Below are 17,917 nucleotides of genomic sequence, written 5' to 3' on the forward strand. Positions count from 1 at the left end.
CCGCTCCTTTTGATTATCTGTGTCGTCTGCGCCTGTCCCGCTGGCGTCCCTGTTCCGACCGGTAACGACCCTGATCATGGTGGTTACGGCTTTGCTCAGCCATGACAATAGGCGCAAATTCCCGCAGCACCCGCCGGTAAACTTCCCGTTTAAAAGACACCACCTGACGTACCGGATACCAATAGCTTACCCAGCGCCAGTCATCAAACTCAGGATGCCCGTGGCAACCAAACTCAATATGTGGTTCCTGTTCCGGGTCCAATCGCAGCAAAAACCATTTCTGCTTCTGCCCAATGCAGACAGGGTTACTGTCCCACCGAACCAGGCGTTTTGGCAGCTTGTACTTGAGCCAGTGACGCGTCACCGCCAACAGGGTAACGTGCTCGGGCTTAAGCCCTATCTCTTCGTACAGCTCCCGATACATGGCCTGTTCAGGGCTTTCACCGTCATCTACTCCCCCCTGGGGAAACTGCCAGGAATGCTGGCCATAGCGTCTGGCCCACAATACCTGGCCTTTGCGATTGCAGATCACTATGCCTACATTGGGACGAAATCCGTCGCCATCTATCACGCAATCACCAGACTAAAAAGCTAACATGGAATGATTGTTCCATATTCCCCCATTTCCGGCAAATCGAGCCTGCATATTCATATAACGACATGACTTGAATAACTCTTGAATTTGTCAACAGTTATAAACAAAAAAACCTGACTTGCCGAATGGTTTCCCCCAGAACCTGTGAATAATACTGTGATAAAAACGGTATAGCCGAGTTTAATCAGATGAGCTGTAAGCGTTGCCTTTTGTGATCAACTTCATAAACAATAAAAAAATAATATAAAAAACAATATCTTAACATCACTCATATGGATCAGGCTGGATCTTTGATCAGGCGATCCTGCAGGATCAATCATGTTGATAACTAACGCAGGTCAATAAATAACCACTTTGGGGTTATCCACAAAACTAGTGAATGATCCGCCGGATCATGCAGCGCTCTCATCACATTTTGTTGGCCTCAGCAGCAAAATGACGTCCGGAAAGAAGCAGAATATCACTTATCCAGTTTTTCTGTGGATAAGCTTGTGTAACGGTATGTTCATACCTGAGTAAAACCCGTATAAGATCGGTCTGCTGCCTGTCACCACAGGCAGAAACAAGTACAAACCAAGGTGATTAATTTTTGAACAACCTTATCTTGCGCCCTGAAAGCGTCTCACAATTGCTGGAGCATGCTCAGGAGCTGGCCGGTCTTCCGCTGGCTGCTCTGGCTCATAATCTGAACCAGCCGGTGCCGGACAACCTGCGCCGGGACAAAGGCTGGATTGGCCAGCTGCTGGAGTTAAGCCTGGGTGCCAGTGCCGGCTCCAAACCTGAACAGGACTTTCCCGAACTCGGAGTGGAGCTCAAAACCATACCGCTTGACGCGGCCGCCCGGCCTCTGGAAACCACCTTTGTGTGCGTTGCACCGTTGCTGAATATTGCTGGCCTCAGCTGGGAAACCAGCAATGTGCGCAACAAGCTGTCCAGGGTGTTATGGATTCCGGTGATCGGTGAACGAGATATGCCCCCCGGCGAACGGCTGATTGGCCAGCCACTGTTATGGACGCCGAATGAAGAAGAAGAATGGTTATTGCGCCAGGACTGGGAAGAAATCATGGAGCTGATAAGCCTGGGCCGGGTGCAGGAAATTACCGCACGCCATGGCCAGGCCCTGCAGCTCAGGCCCAAGGCCGCCAACGGCCGTGCCCTTACCGATGCCATTGGCCCCGACGGCAATTACATTCAAACCCGCCCCCGGGGTTTTTATCTGAAAACCAGTTTCACCGCCGCTCTGCTGGCCCGGCATTTTATGCTGTGAGCCGTGTAAGAAGCAGCAACAGGGTTACCTACACCGACACGCTTCAAGTACTTCCATGTAACGCTCGGCAAATGTCATCCATGACATTTGACGGTCGGCTTCGGCAATCCCTGCTGCTGCTTCTGCTGACTCCGGCATTGCCTGTTGAAAGAGCATCCGGCTACGCGGTGGCGAGTCAGGAGGACAAAGGGTATCTGTTTCAGCGGCCCTTCGCGCCAGGAATGGCGCGACGGAGCCTACAGGGAGGTATTCACGGCGTGCCGCGGAAACAGTGCCCTTTGGCCGACGCGACTGCACGGCCAGGCAAAATCAGGCCGCCACCGGCTCACGAGTATTAAGCCGCCAGATCAGGGCAAATACCAGCAGGATCCAGGGCAGGGCAAACAGGTTCAGGCCGGTCCAGCCCAGCAGGGTCACGCCCTGGCCGGCAAACAGGCTGCCAAAAGCAGCAGCGGTAAACACCAGAAACTCGTTCATGCCCTGTACTCTGGCTTTTTCTGCCGGCTGATAACTGAAGGTCAGCAGATGCGTGGCCCCGATGAAGGTAAAGTTCCAGCCCACCCCCAGCAGCAGCATGCCCCACCAGTAGTGCCAGAAGCCGGTGCCGGATAAATTCACCGCCACACTCAGCAGCAGGGCGGCACAGCCCCAGAGGATCACAACACGGGTGCCAAAGCGGCGAATCAGACCACCGGTAAAAAAGGACGGTACAAACATGCCCAGCACATGCCACTGGATCACCATGGCAGTATCTGGAAAATCATGGCTGTGGTGCTCCATCGACAGCGGCGTAGCCGTCATCAGCAACACCATAATGCCGTAGCCGATCATGCCGGAAGCCACCGCTGCCAACAGCAGCGGCTGACGAAGCAGGTCACCATAGGAGCGCATACGTTCCCCCGGCTGCACCGGAGCTGCCGCTGGCAGCGGCAGCAGCAGGATCAGCAGCAGTGCCACTACATAAAGCCCAAGCAGACCATAAAAGGCACCGGCATAGGGGCTGGCGGCGTGCCAGTCCTGAGACCAGATAGCCAGATTGGGGCCAATCACCGCCGCCAGTATACCGCCGGCCATCACCAGGCTGATGGCTCTGGCATGCTGGCCGGGATCGCAGGCTTCCAGCGCGGCAAAGCGGTACTGCTGACCCACACCAATGGCGATACCAGTGAGAAAGGTTCCGCAGGCAAACAGACTCAGGCTCTCGCCTATCAACCCTTGTAATGCCACCCAGGCCCCCAGCAGGCCAAACAGATTACCCAGCATAAAGCCAGCTTTTCGGCCCAGCCGCTGCATCAGATGCGCCGCCGGCATGGTGGCCACAATCAGACCGGCAAACTGACAGGCTACCGGCAGAGTAATTTGCCATGGGGCGTCCGCCAGCTGCTGGCCAATCAGCGCCGACACCGACACCAGCAAAATATTGCCCGACATCAGCAGCGCCTGGGCCACCGCCAGGCCCCATACGGTAAACGGCATCACACATCCTTGGTTACATTAGAAACAAGTAAAGCATCATACTCCGTCTTGACTGAAACCAAAAGGAGGGCAAAGACCAGGAGCCAGAAACACAAAAGGCCCGCTTATGCGGGCCTTTTTCGACAGCCGGTTCGGCTTATTTGGTGGCGAGACGCTCTTTGATACGAGCGGACTTGCCGGAGCGGTCGCGCAGGTAGTAAAGCTTGGCACGACGCACGGCGCCACGACGCTTCACTTCCACGCTGCCGATCAGCGGGCTGTGAGTCTGGAAGGTACGCTCAACGCCTTCACCGCTGGAGATTTTGCGCACGGTGAAAGAAGAGTGCAGACCACGGTTACGCTTGGCGATAACAACGCCTTCGTAAGCCTGAAGACGTTCTTTACCGCCTTCAACTACACGTACCTGTACGCGCACGGTGTCACCCGGTACAAAAGCGGGGATGTCGCTGCGCAGTTGTTCTTCTTCAAGCTGCTTGATGATGTTGCTCATGATATTTCCTTACCTAGGGTAAACTGAAAACTCTACTGTTTGTCCTGCTGTTGGCGGACAAATTGGGCAAGAAGCTGTTCCTGCTCGTCAGTCAGAGCTAGGTTATTTAGCAGTTCCGGCCTTCTCAACCAGGTTCGGCCCAGTGCCTGCTGCATTCTCCAGCGTGCTATGTCTGCGTGGTTGCCACTGAGCAAGACGTCAGGAACGGCCATTCCTTCCAGCTGCTCGGGACGCGTGTAGTGAGGATGATCCAGTAACCCTTCACTGAAGGAGTCCTGTTCCGCACTGGCCATGTCGCCCAATACGCCGGGCACCATTCGGGCCACCGCATCAATCAGCACCATGGCCGGCAATTCGCCGCCACTGAGTACGTAATCACCCACCGACCATTCTTCATCGATATCGGCTTCGATAACGCGCTCGTCCACACCTTCATAGCGTCCGGCCACCAGGATCAGTTTATCCTGTTGCGCCAGTTCGCATACGCCCTGCTGATCCAGCTTGCGGCCCTGGGGTGACAGGTAAATCACCTTTGCCCCCTCGCCCGCTGCTGCCCGCGCCGCCGCTATGGCGTCGCGCAATGGTTGCACCATCATCAGCATGCCCGGTCCGCCCCCGTAGGGTCTGTCATCGACAGTGCGGTGTTTGTCCCGGGTGAAATCCCGCGGATTCCAGCTTTCAAATGTCAGCAGACCGTCTTTCACGGCCCTACCGGTCACCCCGTAGTCACTGACTGCCCGGAACATCTCCGGGAAGAGGCTGACAACCCCTATCCACATGACTCTCTCCGCGCAGGACGACCGGGATTAAAAATCCGGATCCCACTCTACTTCAATGATTCGGTCCGCAATATTCACAGACTTGATCACCTGTTGTTCCAGAAACGGAATTAACCGTTCCCGTTGGCCAAATGCATCATTGGCATTGGCTTTGACCACCAGCACGTCATTGGAGCCGGTTTCCATCAACTGAGACACCACACCCAGGTCGTAACCCCGTGTATTGCTCACTCGACAGCCAACCAGATCGCGCCAGTAAAATTCATCCGCCGGCAACGAGGGCAATGCCTCGGCGCTGACTGCAATGTCGGCACCGGTCAGTGCCTGAGCCTCTTCACGCTGGTCAATATCGGCCAGCTTGCAAATCAGACTCTGATTGTGGCGTTTCCATCCGGTGACCTGAATTTCACGCCAGCCTTTGCCATCTTTTATCAGCCAGGGCTGATAATCGAAAATGCCATCGGGCTGTTCGGTAAAGGAGTTGATTTTCAACCAGCCTTTAATGCCGTAAACAGCACCCAGGCGGCCTACTACGATAGGTTCACTCACCTTTCCCTCCTCGCCCGACCGACTTAGGCAGCGGCTTTGGAAGCGTCTTTGACCAGCTTGGCCACGCGCTCGGACAGGCTTGCACCCTGACCTACCCAGTGGTTGATGCGCTCGATGTCCAGACGCAGCTTTTCAGCCTGGCCGGCAGCGAGCGGGTTGAAGAAGCCTACTTTCTCGATGAAACGACCATCGCGAGCGTAGCGGCTGTCTGCAACTACTACCTGGTAGAACGGACGCTTTTTCGCGCCACCACGTTGTAAACGAATGGTTACCATATCGTCCTCTATTCACTTGAAACGAACAAGGTTCGCCAACAGTGCGAACCTCAGCTTAAAATAAGCCGCGCAATTGTACTCTGAACAGGCGAGAATGCAACCAAAAGGGAACTGCGCAACCACGTAATGCCACCGGTGAAACCCGGCGGCAAATTCAGTACCGGTTCAGAACGGGCCGCGGCGACCGCCGCCACCCAGGCCGCCCGGCCCCATCATGCCCTGCATCTGGCTCATCATTTTGCGCATGCCGCCTTTGCCGGACATTTTTTTCATCATTTTCTGCATTTGGGTGAACTGCTTGAGCAGCTTGTTCACTTCCTGCACGTCAGTGCCGGATCCCAAAGCAATGCGGCGCTTGCGGCTGCCCTTAATCAGCTCGGGACGACGGCGTTCCTTGGGAGTCATGGAGTTGATAATGGCTTCCATGCGTACGGTCAGCTTGTCGTTCACCTGATCCTTGACGTTGTCGGGCAGCTGGCTCATGCCCGGCAGCTTGTCCATCAGGCTCATCATGCCGCCCATGCTGCGCATCTGCACCAGTTGATCACGAAAGTCTTCCAGATCAAAACCCTTGCCCTTTTTGAGCTTCTTCGCCATCTCGGCGGCTTTGCTCTTGTCGACCGACCGCTCCATCTGATCGATCAGAGACAACATATCGCCCATGCCCAGAATGCGCGAAGCCACTCTGTCTGGATGGAAAGGCTCAAGCGCATCCACCTTTTCACCCATACCGATAAACTTGATGGGCTTGCCGGTAATATGGCGCACCGACAGGGCGGCACCGCCCCGGGCATCACCATCGGCCTTGGTGAGAATAACACCGGTCAGCGGCAGCGCTTCACTGAAGGCCTTGGCGGTGTTGGCCGCATCCTGACCGGTCATGGCATCCACCACGAACAGGGTTTCTACCGGATTAATGGCAACGTGCAGCTGCTGAATTTCGGTCATCATGTCTTCGTCGACATGCAAACGACCGGCGGTATCCACCAGCACCACATCAAAGAACTTCTTGCGGGCGTAATCTACTGCGTTGCGGCCGATGTCTACCGGCTTCTGACTGATATCACTGGGAAAGCATTCCACGTCGAGGTCGGCGGCCAGGGTCTCGAGCTGCTTGATTGCGGCCGGACGATAGACGTCGGCACTGACCACCAGCACTTTTTTCTTCTCGCGCTCTTTCAGGTATTTGGCCAGCTTGCCCACAGAGGTGGTTTTACCCGCCCCCTGCAGACCGGCCATCAGTACTACCGCCGGCGGTGTTATCGCCAGGTCCAGCGCCTCATTGGCTTCGCCCATCACAGAGACCAGCTCGGCATTCACAATTTTGATAAAAGCCTGGCCCGGACTCAGCGACTTGGACACTTCCTGGCCAACTGCCCGCTCTTTTACCCGGTTGACGAATTCGCGCACTACCGGCAAGGCCACGTCGGCTTCCAGCAGAGCCATGCGCACTTCGCGCAGGGTTTCCTTGATATTTTCTTCGGTGAGGCGTCCGCGGCCGCTGATGTTCTTCAGCGTGCGCGACAGCCTTTCTGTGAGATTCTCAAACATGAACTGCGTCCGCTAATGGCGAAAATTGCGACCAGTATAACCAAGTTAGGCCCCGAACTTAAGCGAACCCGGCTGGCGATGGGCAAGCGCTTGAGGGTATACTGACTTTTCTTTTTATATTTCCGATAAATGGCTGACATTCATTATGGAATTGCTTGCTGTTCTGGCGATGGCATTTTACCTGTTGGCGGCCTTTGCCTGTGTGCACAATCTGGTTAATCCACACAACAAAAGCCGTCGTTATGGATTGCTGGCTGCTGTTTTTGCATTATTGCTTCATGGCGTCTGGCTGGTAGACACAGTGATACTGGTGCCGGGGCAGAACCTGAGCATGCTGAACGTCGCCTCTCTGGTCAGTTTAATTGTGGCCGGACTGATGTCGGTGCTGGTCACCCGCTTTAATGTGTGGCTGCTGATGCCGGTGGTGTACAGCTTTGCCTGTTTGCTGCTGGTGGCAGATATTCTGTTACCGGGCAGCTACACCATGTATCTGGAAACCCGCCCCGAAGTGCTGGTGCACATTACGCTGGGCCTGATGTCCTATTCGCTGCTGGCCATTGCCTGCCTGCTGGCCATTCTGCTGGGCTTTCTTGATAACCGGCTGAAAAAACACAAGCTGACCAATCTGCCTGCCATGCCGCCGCTGATGACGCTGGAGCGCTATCTGTTCCGGCTGATTTTTGCCGGTGTGGTGGTACTGACGCTGTCCATTTCCAGCGGCCTGTTTTTTCTGCAGGAAATGTTCAGCCCGGGCAAAGCACACAAGGCCGTGCTCACCATCATTGCCTGGTGTGTTTATGTGGGGCTGCTGTGGGGTCATCACCGGCTTGGCTGGCGTGGCCGCAAGGTTATCTGGACCAGTGTGGCCGGCAGTTTGCTGCTGACCATGGCTTATTTTGGCAGTCGCTTTGTTCGGGAAGTATTGCTCGGTTCTTGACAGACTTTCGGCAAACTCGTAGAAATTGATCAGGTTTTTTACACAGGACGGTCTGTTTGGACGACATATCGACGGGTGCCTTAACCGGCATCCTGATTACACTACTGTTTGTTTCCGCCTTTTTCTCCAGCTCAGAGACCGGCATGATGTCGCTCAATCGCTACCGGTTGCGACATCTGGTACAAAATCGCCATAAGGCCGCTACCCGGGTTGAGAAACTGCTGTCCCGCCCTGACCGGTTAATAGGCCTGATCCTGATTGGCAACAACCTGGTCAATATTCTGGCTTCAGCCATTGCCACTCTGCTGGCCATTCGGCTGTTTGGTGATTACGGTGTGGCGGTGGCCACCATAGGTCTGACCCTGGCAGTACTGATTTTCTCGGAAGTGACTCCCAAGACTCTGGCCGCACTCTATCCGGAAAAGGTCGCCTTTCCTGCTTCCATTATTCTGCGGCCACTGATGGTGTTGCTCTACCCCGCGGTATGGGCCATCAACGCCATCTCCAACGGCCTGCTGGCGTTGTTTCGCATCAACCCCAAGGGAGGCGAGGACACTGCCATCAGCTCTGAAGAATTACGCACCATAGTGAACGAAGCCGGCGGTCTTATTCCTCGTCGCCACCAGGACATGCTGGTGTCCATTCTTGATCTGGAAAAGGTGACCGTGGACGATATCATGGTGCCGCGTAACGAAATTTACGGCATTGATATCACTCAGGACTGGAAAAGCATTAACCGCCGTCTGCTGCAAAGCCCCCATACCAAGGTGCTGCTGTACCGGGACAACATTGACGATGCGCTGGGTTTTATTCATGCTCGTGACGCGCTGCGCCTGCTGGCTAAAGAAGAGCTGTGCAAACCCAGCCTGATGCGCGCCGCCCGGGAGCTTTATTTTATTCCCGAGGCCACACCGCTCAACGTGCAGCTGCTCAAGTTTCAGCGCAACAAGGAGCGCATCGGCCTGATTGTGGATGAATACGGCGATATTCAGGGTCTGATCACCCTGGATGATATTCTGGAAGAAATTGTCGGTGACTTTACCACTACGATCAGCCCGACTCTGAGTGATGAAATTCAGCCTCAGGACGACGGCTCCTATCTGATTGAAGGCACCGCCAGCATCAGGGATCTGAACAAGGAGCTGGGCTGGGATCTGCCGACCGATGGCCCCCGATCACTCAACGGATTGATTCTGGAATATCTGGAAGACATTCCAGAGGCCAATATCGGCCTGCGGGTGGCGGGCTATCCGATAGAAATTCTGGAAGTGGAAAATAACGTGATCAAGCAGGTACGGGTACAGCCCCAGTATTATTTAACGGGGCGTTAAGCGGCGTTCAGCCTGCGCTGCGGCGCAGGCTTTCTGATTCAAGGTGGCTGAAAATAGGCAGCAGTTCATCGCGGTTGCTGATCAGATCAGCCAGAGTATATTGTTCCATCACCTGCAAAAACGCCTCCATGGCCTCGGCCAGCGCGCTTCTTAACCGGCAGGCAGGCACCAGATGACAGGCCGGACGGCCACAGTCTATGCCACTGAGATTATTTTCCAGCAGCCGGATTACTCGTCCGATATTGATATGCCCGGGTTCCCGGGCCAGCCGAATGCCGCCGTTCTTGCCACGCAGGGCATAAATATACCCTTCCCGGGCCAGCTGGTTAATAACTTTGACCATATGATTACGGGACACATCATACAAAGCCGACACTCTGGCCACACTGGTCAGCTCTCCCTCTGGCAGAGTAGCAAGATACATCAGGGCCCGCAGGCCAAAGTCGGTATAGGTCGTCAGCTTCATGCTAGTAATGTCCTGATAATGGGGGCGAACATATGCACATGATACACATTCAGGATAAAAACTGACATTAAATGTCAGCCCGTTTAATAAAGCAGCTGATGATTCAGCTCTTTTACCTTCTGGGCCGGCATGCGTTTGGCCAGTCCTTGAGTCAGACGCTCGGCCTGCTGATATTTGCTCTTGTCGTCAGTGACAATTTGCTTAAGCCAGAGATAGGCCTGGGGATAATCGAGCGGGCTGCCCGCCCCTTCCAGCAGCCAGGCAGCCCAGGTGAACTGCGCTTTTTCAAAGCCCAGACTGGCTGCTTCCTGCATCAAGGGGGCGGCTCGTTCCCGGTTCTGCTGCACCAGGGTGCCGGTATAATAATAACGCCCCAGTTGCTCCAGTGCCGCCGGCATACCCTGGCGGGCCGCTGACCACATCATTTGCAGACCACGGCGCGGTTCCGCAGGCACACAAACACCCCAGGCCAGCATATCGCCCCACAAAAACTGATAAGAAGGCAGCCGCAGCACCTCGGCCCGGGCTTCAATATCCTGCACCAGCTGACACTCGTCCCGATCCCGCACCCGCTGCAGATGCTGGTTGTTATTAATCAGGAGGATCAGCTCGTCTTCTTCGTACAAGGGCACGGCTTTCAAACCGTCAAGCACTCTGGCAACATCCGTCTGGCCGGCACCGGCAGGCGTCTCCGCGGCCCATAAAGGCAGCGCTGCACATAAAAGCAATAAGGGAAAATAATTCATGGAGCATCTCCTCAACTGCCTTGGTTATCGGCCAGCACCGCTGAATATTGAGTTCAGCCTTCCTGCTGTTTAACCCGTCTCCAGCAGTCATCCATTTCTGCCAGCGAGCTGCTTTGGCAGTTTTTGCCCCGCTCCGTCAGCATTTGCTCCACTGCCCGAAAGCGGCGCTCGAACTTGCTATTGGCCCGGCGCAACACACTTTCCGGCTCCTGCTTGAGGTGACGTACCAGATTAACAGTAGCAAACAGCAGGTCGCCCAGCTCATCGGCAATGCGGTCGTCATCGCGCTCAGGCTGGTTTATTTCTTCCATGACTTCATCCAGCTCTTCGCGAATTTTGTCGACCACAGGAGACAGCTCATTCCAGTCAAAGCCCACGGCAGCACAGCGCTTTTGCATCTTGTTGGCCCGGCTCAGCGCCGGCAGGGCCAGGGGAATATCATCCAGAGCGCTGGTGGCGGCAGCGTCTCTCGCTTTACGCTCTTCGGCCTTGGTGGCTTCCCAGTTGGCTTTAATGGCGGCTTCGTCATTAAGTTGTTTGTCGCCAAACACATGGGGGTGACGGCTGACCAGCTTGGCGCTGATGGCCTGCACCACATCGTTAAAATCAAAACGAGACTGTTCCTCTCCCAGACGGGAGTAGAACACCACCTGAAACAGCAGATCTCCCAGTTCACCGGGCAGTTCATTCCAGGCCTCACGGGCAATGGTGTCGGCCACCTCATAGGCCTCTTCCAGGGTGTGAGGCACTATGCTGGCAAAGTCCTGTTTCAGATCCCAGGGGCAGCCCCGCTGCGGATCCCGCAGAGCAGCCATAATGCCCAGCAGATCGTCCAGAGAATAGTGTTGCTGTGTCATGCTTGAGTTCCGTAGTTGATTTACAGCCGGCGGGCTTCCAGCACATCAGGCAGCTGACTGATACGAGCCAGAGTACGGCTCAGGGTATCAATGTTAAAAACATCCAGATCCATGTCGATGGTTGCGGTCTGCTGCTTGCGGTTAATGCGGCTGTTCACTCCCCGTACATTAATTTTTTCATTGGCCAGTATGGTAGTGATGTCTCGCAGCAGGCCGGAGCGGTCATTGGCCACCACCCGCAGCGTCAGCTGATAACCGCCACCATTGTCTTCTCCCCACACCGCATCCACTACCCGCTCGGGGTGCTGCAGTGCCAGCTCCTTGAGCTGCTCACAGTCGGCCCTGTGAATGGAAATACCCCGCCCCTGAGTAATAAAACCAGTGATTTCGTCCCCGGGAATGGGCTGACAGCAGCGGGCAATATTGGTCAGCAGATTACCCACTCCCTGCACCACTATATGGCCTTTAGGTTTGGTGTCTTGCGGTTTTTTAAGTGCTTTTTGCTCCAGCTCCCGCAACACCTGCTGATCCTGCTCTTCGCTGGTGGGCTTTTTATGCTGGCTCTGCAGGTAGTTGAGCAGCTGATTGATGCGCAGATCACCGCCGCCAATGCCGGCCAGCAGATCATCCAGGCTGGTCACGTTAAAGCGCTCCAGGGTCTTTTTATCCAGGCTGGCAAAGCCCATACCCAGCCGCTCCAGCTCCTTGTCGAGCAGCTCGCGACCAGCAATGATGTTCTTGTCCCTGTCCTGCTTCTTGAACCAGGTGGCGACCTTGGAACGGGCACGGGAGGTACGCAAAAAGCCCTGATTGGGATTCATCCAGTCCCGGCTAGGGTTCGGCTGCTTCTGAGTGATAATCTCCACCTGATCGCCGGTTTGCAGCTGATAGGTAAAGGGCACTATGCGTCCGTCGATTTTGGCTCCGATACAACGGTGCCCGACCTGACTGTGCACATAGTAGGCAAAGTCCAGCGGCGTGGCCCCGGCGGGCATATCCACCACATCTCCTTTGGGCGTAAACACATAGACTCTGTCTTCAAACACCTGACTGCGCAGCTCATCCACCAGAGAGCCGCTTTCCGCCATGTCTTCCTGCCAGGCCAGCAGTTTTCTCAGCCAGGCAATTTTTTCTTCATAGCCGCCCTGCTTGCCGCTGCCCGGACCTTCTTTATATTTCCAGTGTGCGGCCACCCCCAGCTCGGCATCCTGATGCATCTGCTCGGTGCGGATCTGAATTTCCACGGTTTTGCCTTCAGGCCCAATCACCACGGTATGAATGGACTGATAACCATTGGGCTTGGGATTGGCAACATAGTCGTCAAATTCCCGGGGAATATGCCGCCACTGGGTATGCACTATGCCCAGGGCGGCGTAGCAGTCCTGTAATCTGTGAGTGACCACCCGCACCGCGCGCACATCAAACAGCTCGTCAAAGTCGAGGCTCTTCTTCTGCATTTTGCGCCAGATACTGTAGATATGCTTGGGCCGGCCATACACCTCGGCTTCAACCCCGGCGTCATTCAGTGCTGTCTTGAGGCCGGCGACAAAGTCACTGATATAGGCTTCCCGGGCCAGCCGCTTCTCATCCAGCAACTTAGCAATGCGCTTGTAGGTATCCGGGTGCAGATAGCGAAATGACAGATCTTCCAGCTCCCACTTAAGCTGACCAATACCCAGCCGATTGGCCAGCGGCGCGTAGATGTTGGCAATTTCCTTGGCTACCAGCACCCGGGTTTCCTCATCGGCGCGCTTCACCTCACGCAGGCAGGTGATGCGCTCCGCCAGCTTGATCACCACGGCGCGCACATCTTCCACCATGGCCAGCAGCATGCGCCGCACCTTGTCGGCCTGAGCCTCATTACCCTTGTCGCCGTGCACGTGCTGCAGCGAACGAATGGCTTCCATATCGGCCACCCCCTGCAGCAGGCGGCAGATGTTATCGCCGAAATCTTCCTGAACTTGTTCGGGGGTCAGCGCCTTATATTCGAGAAACGGGTATAGCAAAGCCGATTTGAGGGTGTCGGCATCCATACTCAAGGTCAGCAGAATACCGACCATTTCCACACCCTGGGCCAGCAGACGAGCACTGCCGTCAGGGCTGATGTCCAACTGCCGGCAATACTCATAAATGGCTTTCAGCCGTGCCCGCTCATTAACGTCTACCGGAAGGCCATCGGCCCACTCCTGCAGGCAGAAGCTCGACTTGAGATGAGTTTCGCGCACGGCAACCATAAGCGTCCTTAAGTCAGTTCAAACAGCGCCATTGCTTCACAATGGGGCGTGTGGGGAAACATGTCGATAAGCCCCAGCCGGCTCAGGCGATAGCCTCCGGCCAGTAAGACTTCACTGTCCCGGGCCAGGGTAACGGGGTTGCACGATACATACAGTAACCGCTCAGGGGCCAGCGCCACCAGGTAGGGCATCACCTGTTCTGCCCCCGCCCGGCCGGGGTCAAGCAGCACCTGGGAAAACCCTTCCCTGGCCCAGGGCTCCTGCGTAAAGTCGGCAGCCAGATCGGCGCGGTAAAAGCGCGCCTGCGCCAGCTGATTATCTTCGGCATTGCCTCTGGCTTGTTCCACCATTTCCATTACGCCTTCCACGCCCGTCACCGGATGACCGGCAGCAGCCAGGGGCAGGCTGAAATTACCAATACCGCAAAATAAATCCAGCACCGGCGCGCCGGGCTCGGGAGCCAGCCAGTTTATCGCCTGCTGCACCATGCGACTGTTCAGCTCATCATGGATCTGAATAAAATCACCGGGTGTGAATGCCAGTTTCAGATTATCCAACTGATAATAAAGCGGAAACGGCACATGTAAAGGCCGCCGGCCAGCATCGTCCTGTAAAAACAGCGCCAGGTTACGCTGCTGGGCAAAGGTCAGCAGTATATCCAGATCTGCCGCCGGCAATGCGCCCTTGTGCCGCAGCAGCAGCGCCACCCCCTCGGCCGCATGGTAAAGCTCCAGGTGCCCCAGTTGTTTTACCGCGCGCAGACGGTTAAGTAACTGCCGCAGTGGCGCAATCAGCTCCGACAGCAAGGGAGTGAGTACACCACAATGAGCGATTTCTGCCAGATCATGAGACTGAGGCTGACGAAACCCCAGTGCCACGCCCTTACCCTGGCGGCGAATGGCCAGCCGGGCTGCCCGGCGATAACCCTGTTCTGCGCCATATAACCACTCGGTAGCGGGCAGATCATCAATGCCGTGACGACTGAACAGGCTTAATACTGCTTTTTGCTTTAACCGGCGCTGTCCTTTGGAAGGCAGCTGCTGCAAATTACAGCCACCGCAGTCGTTAATATGTGCACAGAAAGGTTTTACCCGATCCGGTGAGGCGCTAAGTACCTTTTGCAGCGTGGCAGTGGCATAACGACTGGTTTGCGTGGTCAGTTGTACCCGCACCTGTTCCCCGGGCAGAACGCCGGCCACAAACAGGGGTTTGCCCTGATGACGGGCCACGCCCATACCATGGCCGTTAAGCTCAAGAATATGAATATCCAGAGGCGCTTTGGCCGGTGCTGAAGGCTTTTTGACTTTGAAGAACTGAACCATAAAACGTGGAGCCCTCGAACCGGCTATGTCATCATGAGACTACTGTCTTTTAAACGCATATTCTCCCACATAAGCCGATTATGACCAAATATGGCCTGCGAGCCCGGGTACTGGCCTTCACCATTATTCCCACCCTGATTATCGGCATTTTGCTGGCGGGGTACTTTTCCGTAAACCGCTATCAGCAGCTGGAAGATGCCCTGATCCAGGAAGGGGTCAACGTGATTGAGCCGCTGGCGCTGGCCAGTGAACTGGCCCTGACGGCTCGCAACCGCGAGGCACTCAACCGGCTGCTCAGCAATATTCACCGTAATAATACGCCCCTGGTGACGTCCATCGCGCTGTTTGATGCCGACGGCAAATTGCTGGTTACCTCCAATTACCATAAAGACTATAAATTATTGCGGCTGCCGGACGGCATGGTGATTCCCTCCACCACCAATGTGGACAGCCGTGAAGACGGTATTATTTTACGCACTCCGGTGCTGACCGACGCCACCCGTGCCGACGCTCTGTGGGACGAATCAGCCACTCACCCTCTGGGCTATGTAGCCATGCAGCTGACCGATGATTCAGCCATGCTGCTGCATTATCGCGATACCTTTTTTGCCGGCCTGATCGTACTGCTGGGTGTGTGTGTCAGCGCCCTGTTCGGCGTACGGTTGATCAAGGGGGTGTCTCAGCCTATTACCGACATGGTAAGTGCGGTATACAAAATTCGGGAAGGCCGGCTCGATACCCGGGTCAGCGGCGAGTTTACCGGTGAGCTGGAAATGCTCAAAAACGGCATCAACGCCATGGCCAAGTCGCTGTCGGAATATCATGATGAAATGCAGCAAAACATTGATCAGGCTACGTCAGATCTGCGCGAAACCCTGGAGCAGATAGAAATACAGAACATAGAGCTGGATATGGCCAAAAAGCGGGCTCAGGAAGCGGCCCGGGTTAAAACCGAGTTTCTGGCCAACATGTCCCACGAGCTGCGCACACCGCTGAACGGCGTGATCGGCTTTGCCCGCCAGCTGCAAAAAACCAAACTCACCGCCAGTCAGCTCGATTACCTCAAGACCATAGAGCGTTCCGCGCAAAACCTGCTTGGCATCATTAATGACATTCTTGATTTTTCCAAGCTGGAAGCAGGCAAGCTGAAAATGGAGCAAATTCCGTTTTCTCTGCGTGACACGCTGCAGGAAGTCATGGTGCTGCTGGCACCCAGTGCTCATGACAAGGGGCTGGAGTTGTCTTTGCGCATTGATGCCGCTGTGCACGACAGCCTGGTGGGTGATCCGCTCAGGCTGCAGCAGGTGCTCAACAACCTGGTGGGCAACGCCATTAAATTTACCGAGCAGGGTAACGTGGATATTCGCGTAGACGCCCGCCCCGCTGGCCAGCCCGAGCGCACCGGCCTGTGCATTCATGTACAGGATACCGGCATCGGCATTTCCGACAACCAGCGCCGCCAGCTGTTTCAGGCGTTTAATCAGGCCGACTCCAGTATTTCCCGCCGCTATGGCGGTACCGGCCTTGGACTGGTAATTACCCAAAAGCTGGTACATCAAATGGCCGGTGACATCGAGCTGTATTCCGAGCCCGGCACCGGCTCGGTATTCAGCTTTACCCTGGAGCTGAATAAAGCTGCCCTGCCTCTGGCAGAGCCTTTGCCGCTGGCGGAGCTGGCCGGCAAGACGGTGCTATATCAGGAAGAAGACGGCTTCAGTCGCCGGGCCACCAGTGCCCTGCTGCGGGAATGGGATATGCAGGTATTGTATGAGCCTGATGCTGATCAGCCCATTGATATTGCCCTGCTGGGCTTTGGACCTCATGCTCTGCCCAGCCAGATGGAGCAGGAGCTGAAGCGCCAGCTGGCTTTTGAAAATCAGACCGTTATTTTGCTGAGTTCTACCGATCCAACCTTGAGCGACTCCTTGCTGGCCGCCGGTGCCAGCCACTGCCTGAGCAAACCGGCGCACTATCAGAAACTGGCCCATGCTCTTGCCGGACCACGCAGCCAGAATGAGGAGCCGTCGGTCCCCATTGCCCTGCCTCCGCCCGCCAGCAAGCAACCACTGCGAGTGCTGGCAGTAGACGACAACCCGGCCAACCTCAAACTTATCAGTGCCATGCTGGGTGAGCTGGTCAGCCAGGTGGATACCGGCCGCAATGGCCAGGATGCACTCAATCTGGCCACGGCCAATCACTACGATATTATTTTTATGGATATTCAGATGCCGGTGCTTGACGGTATTCAGGCCACGCAGGAAATTCGCCGTCAGGGCGGACTCAATGCCACCACCCCCATAGTGGCGGTCACTGCTCATGCCATTGCCGGCGAGCGTGACCGGCTTATGGGTCAGGGCATGGATGATTATCTGGCCAAGCCGATTGACGAAGCTATTCTTGCACGCATTATCAGCCATTGTGCCCGCCAGCCCAAAACGACCGGGCTTATCGACTGGACTCAGGCCCTGCAAAGAGCAGGTGAGCGGGAAACACTGGCTAAAGAAATGCTGAGCTTGCTGCTGCAGAGTCTGGATGAGTTTTCACCTGTGCTGAGTGCGGCTCTGGCCGGTGAGTTAAGTAGTGAAACACTCTACGGACCGCTGCACAAGCTGCACGGCGGTACCCTTTATTGCGGTGTGCCTCAGCTGCAGTCATTGCTGGCCAGGCTGGAACAGGCTCTGCTCGACAAGCAACCGCTCGATCATCTGGAGCCGGAATTACTGGAGCTGGAAGAGCGGATTGAGCAGGTGAGGGAAGAAGCGAAAGCTTTCTTATAAAAGCAGCAGCCGTAAGCTGTCAGCTGGTAGGTTGGGACCAGTCCCAACCTTGTATGTTGAACGCACAGGAATTGATAGAGTTAAAACCAGTTACCGGGGAGGCCGTCCCAACCTGGAGGCAGTGTTTACTGACCTCGTGCGTAGATTGGCCCCCCGCCTCATTGCCTATCTCGAAGAGTATCAGGAAGCCATCAAGATGGACTTCGCATCACAAGGTTGAGACTGCATGAAGTGCGAGGTCGGGGAACCGGTGATAATTGTGAAC

The 17,917-nt window shown here is 55.6% G+C and carries 16 protein-coding genes; 4 read left to right on the forward strand and 12 right to left on the reverse strand.

Annotated features, from left to right (window positions below):
- Window positions 1–13: 13 nt before the first annotated feature.
- A complete protein-coding gene (rppH, locus tag G364_RS0115525; RefSeq protein WP_026344952.1) occupies window positions 14–571 on the reverse strand; it encodes an RNA pyrophosphohydrolase in 558 nt (185 codons plus the stop codon).
- A gap of 613 nt (window positions 572–1,184) precedes the next feature.
- On the opposite strand from rppH, the gene mutH reads away from it, so the two are divergent.
- On the forward strand, window positions 1,185–1,862 hold the full coding sequence (mutH, locus tag G364_RS0115530; RefSeq protein WP_083928726.1) for a DNA mismatch repair endonuclease MutH: 678 nt from the start codon (window positions 1,185–1,187) through the stop codon (window positions 1,860–1,862).
- Window positions 1,863–2,171: 309 nt separating this feature from the next.
- Here the strand turns inward: mutH and G364_RS0115535 are convergent, their stop codons facing one another.
- The 6 genes from G364_RS0115535 to ffh form a co-directional block, all read right to left on the reverse strand.
- The gene (locus tag G364_RS0115535) at window positions 2,172–3,338 is read right to left on the reverse strand and encodes an MFS transporter (RefSeq protein ID WP_019936061.1); all 1,167 of its coding nucleotides are present in this window, start codon (window positions 3,336–3,338) and stop codon (window positions 2,172–2,174) included.
- A 136-nt stretch (window positions 3,339–3,474) separates the two neighbouring features.
- Window positions 3,475–3,828 carry a 50S ribosomal protein L19 gene (rplS, locus tag G364_RS0115540; RefSeq protein WP_019936062.1) on the reverse strand — a complete coding sequence of 118 codons (354 nt, stop codon included), beginning with the start codon at window positions 3,826–3,828 and terminating at the stop codon, window positions 3,475–3,477.
- Between the two features lie 32 nt (window positions 3,829–3,860).
- Window positions 3,861–4,607 (reverse strand): tRNA (guanosine(37)-N1)-methyltransferase TrmD, encoded by a 747-nt coding sequence (gene trmD, locus G364_RS0115545; RefSeq protein ID WP_026344954.1) that lies wholly within the window; start codon window positions 4,605–4,607, stop codon window positions 3,861–3,863.
- Between the two features lie 27 nt (window positions 4,608–4,634).
- Window positions 4,635–5,156: a ribosome maturation factor RimM gene (rimM, locus tag G364_RS0115550; protein ID WP_019936064.1), complete on the reverse strand. Its 522-nt coding sequence runs from the start codon at window positions 5,154–5,156 to the stop codon at window positions 4,635–4,637.
- Window positions 5,157–5,179: 23 nt separating this feature from the next.
- Window positions 5,180–5,431, reverse strand: coding sequence for a 30S ribosomal protein S16 (gene rpsP / locus G364_RS0115555; protein WP_019936065.1), 252 nt, complete (start codon window positions 5,429–5,431; stop codon window positions 5,180–5,182).
- Between the two features lie 165 nt (window positions 5,432–5,596).
- Window positions 5,597–6,982, reverse strand: coding sequence for a signal recognition particle protein (gene ffh / locus G364_RS0115560; RefSeq protein WP_019936066.1), 1,386 nt, complete (start codon window positions 6,980–6,982; stop codon window positions 5,597–5,599).
- A gap of 145 nt (window positions 6,983–7,127) precedes the next feature.
- Here ffh and G364_RS0115565 point away from each other — a divergent pair, with 145 nt between their 5' ends.
- A complete protein-coding gene (locus G364_RS0115565; RefSeq protein WP_026344955.1) occupies window positions 7,128–7,919 on the forward strand; it encodes a cytochrome C assembly family protein in 792 nt (263 codons plus the stop codon).
- Between the two features lie 56 nt (window positions 7,920–7,975).
- Entirely contained in the window at window positions 7,976–9,250 is a 1,275-nt protein-coding gene (locus tag G364_RS0115570; RefSeq protein ID WP_019936068.1) for an HlyC/CorC family transporter, read from the forward strand.
- A gap of 7 nt (window positions 9,251–9,257) precedes the next feature.
- Here G364_RS0115570 and G364_RS0115575 read toward each other — a convergent pair whose 3' ends face one another.
- The 5 genes from G364_RS0115575 to rlmD form a co-directional block, all read right to left on the reverse strand.
- Entirely contained in the window at window positions 9,258–9,716 is a 459-nt protein-coding gene (locus G364_RS0115575; RefSeq protein WP_019936069.1) for an Rrf2 family transcriptional regulator, read from the reverse strand.
- 83 nt (window positions 9,717–9,799) lie between these two features.
- Window positions 9,800–10,462, reverse strand: coding sequence for a tetratricopeptide repeat protein (locus G364_RS16650; RefSeq protein WP_019936070.1), 663 nt, complete (start codon window positions 10,460–10,462; stop codon window positions 9,800–9,802).
- Between the two features lie 53 nt (window positions 10,463–10,515).
- Window positions 10,516–11,319 carry a nucleoside triphosphate pyrophosphohydrolase gene (gene mazG, locus G364_RS0115585; protein ID WP_019936071.1) on the reverse strand — a complete coding sequence of 268 codons (804 nt, stop codon included), beginning with the start codon at window positions 11,317–11,319 and terminating at the stop codon, window positions 10,516–10,518.
- Between the two features lie 20 nt (window positions 11,320–11,339).
- Window positions 11,340–13,553 carry a GTP diphosphokinase gene (gene relA / locus G364_RS0115590; protein ID WP_019936072.1) on the reverse strand — a complete coding sequence of 738 codons (2,214 nt, stop codon included), beginning with the start codon at window positions 13,551–13,553 and terminating at the stop codon, window positions 11,340–11,342.
- A gap of 8 nt (window positions 13,554–13,561) precedes the next feature.
- Window positions 13,562–14,875 (reverse strand): 23S rRNA (uracil(1939)-C(5))-methyltransferase RlmD, encoded by a 1,314-nt coding sequence (gene rlmD, locus G364_RS0115595; protein WP_019936073.1) that lies wholly within the window; start codon window positions 14,873–14,875, stop codon window positions 13,562–13,564.
- A gap of 80 nt (window positions 14,876–14,955) precedes the next feature.
- Here rlmD and barA point away from each other — a divergent pair, with 80 nt between their 5' ends.
- Window positions 14,956–17,652 (forward strand): two-component sensor histidine kinase BarA, encoded by a 2,697-nt coding sequence (gene barA, locus G364_RS0115600; protein ID WP_019936074.1) that lies wholly within the window; start codon window positions 14,956–14,958, stop codon window positions 17,650–17,652.
- Window positions 17,653–17,917: the final 265 nt, after the last annotated feature.

The sequence above is a fragment of the Oceanimonas smirnovii ATCC BAA-899 genome (assembly GCF_000381965.1).
In the GTDB taxonomy this organism is placed as follows: domain Bacteria; phylum Pseudomonadota; class Gammaproteobacteria; order Enterobacterales; family Aeromonadaceae; genus Oceanimonas; species Oceanimonas smirnovii.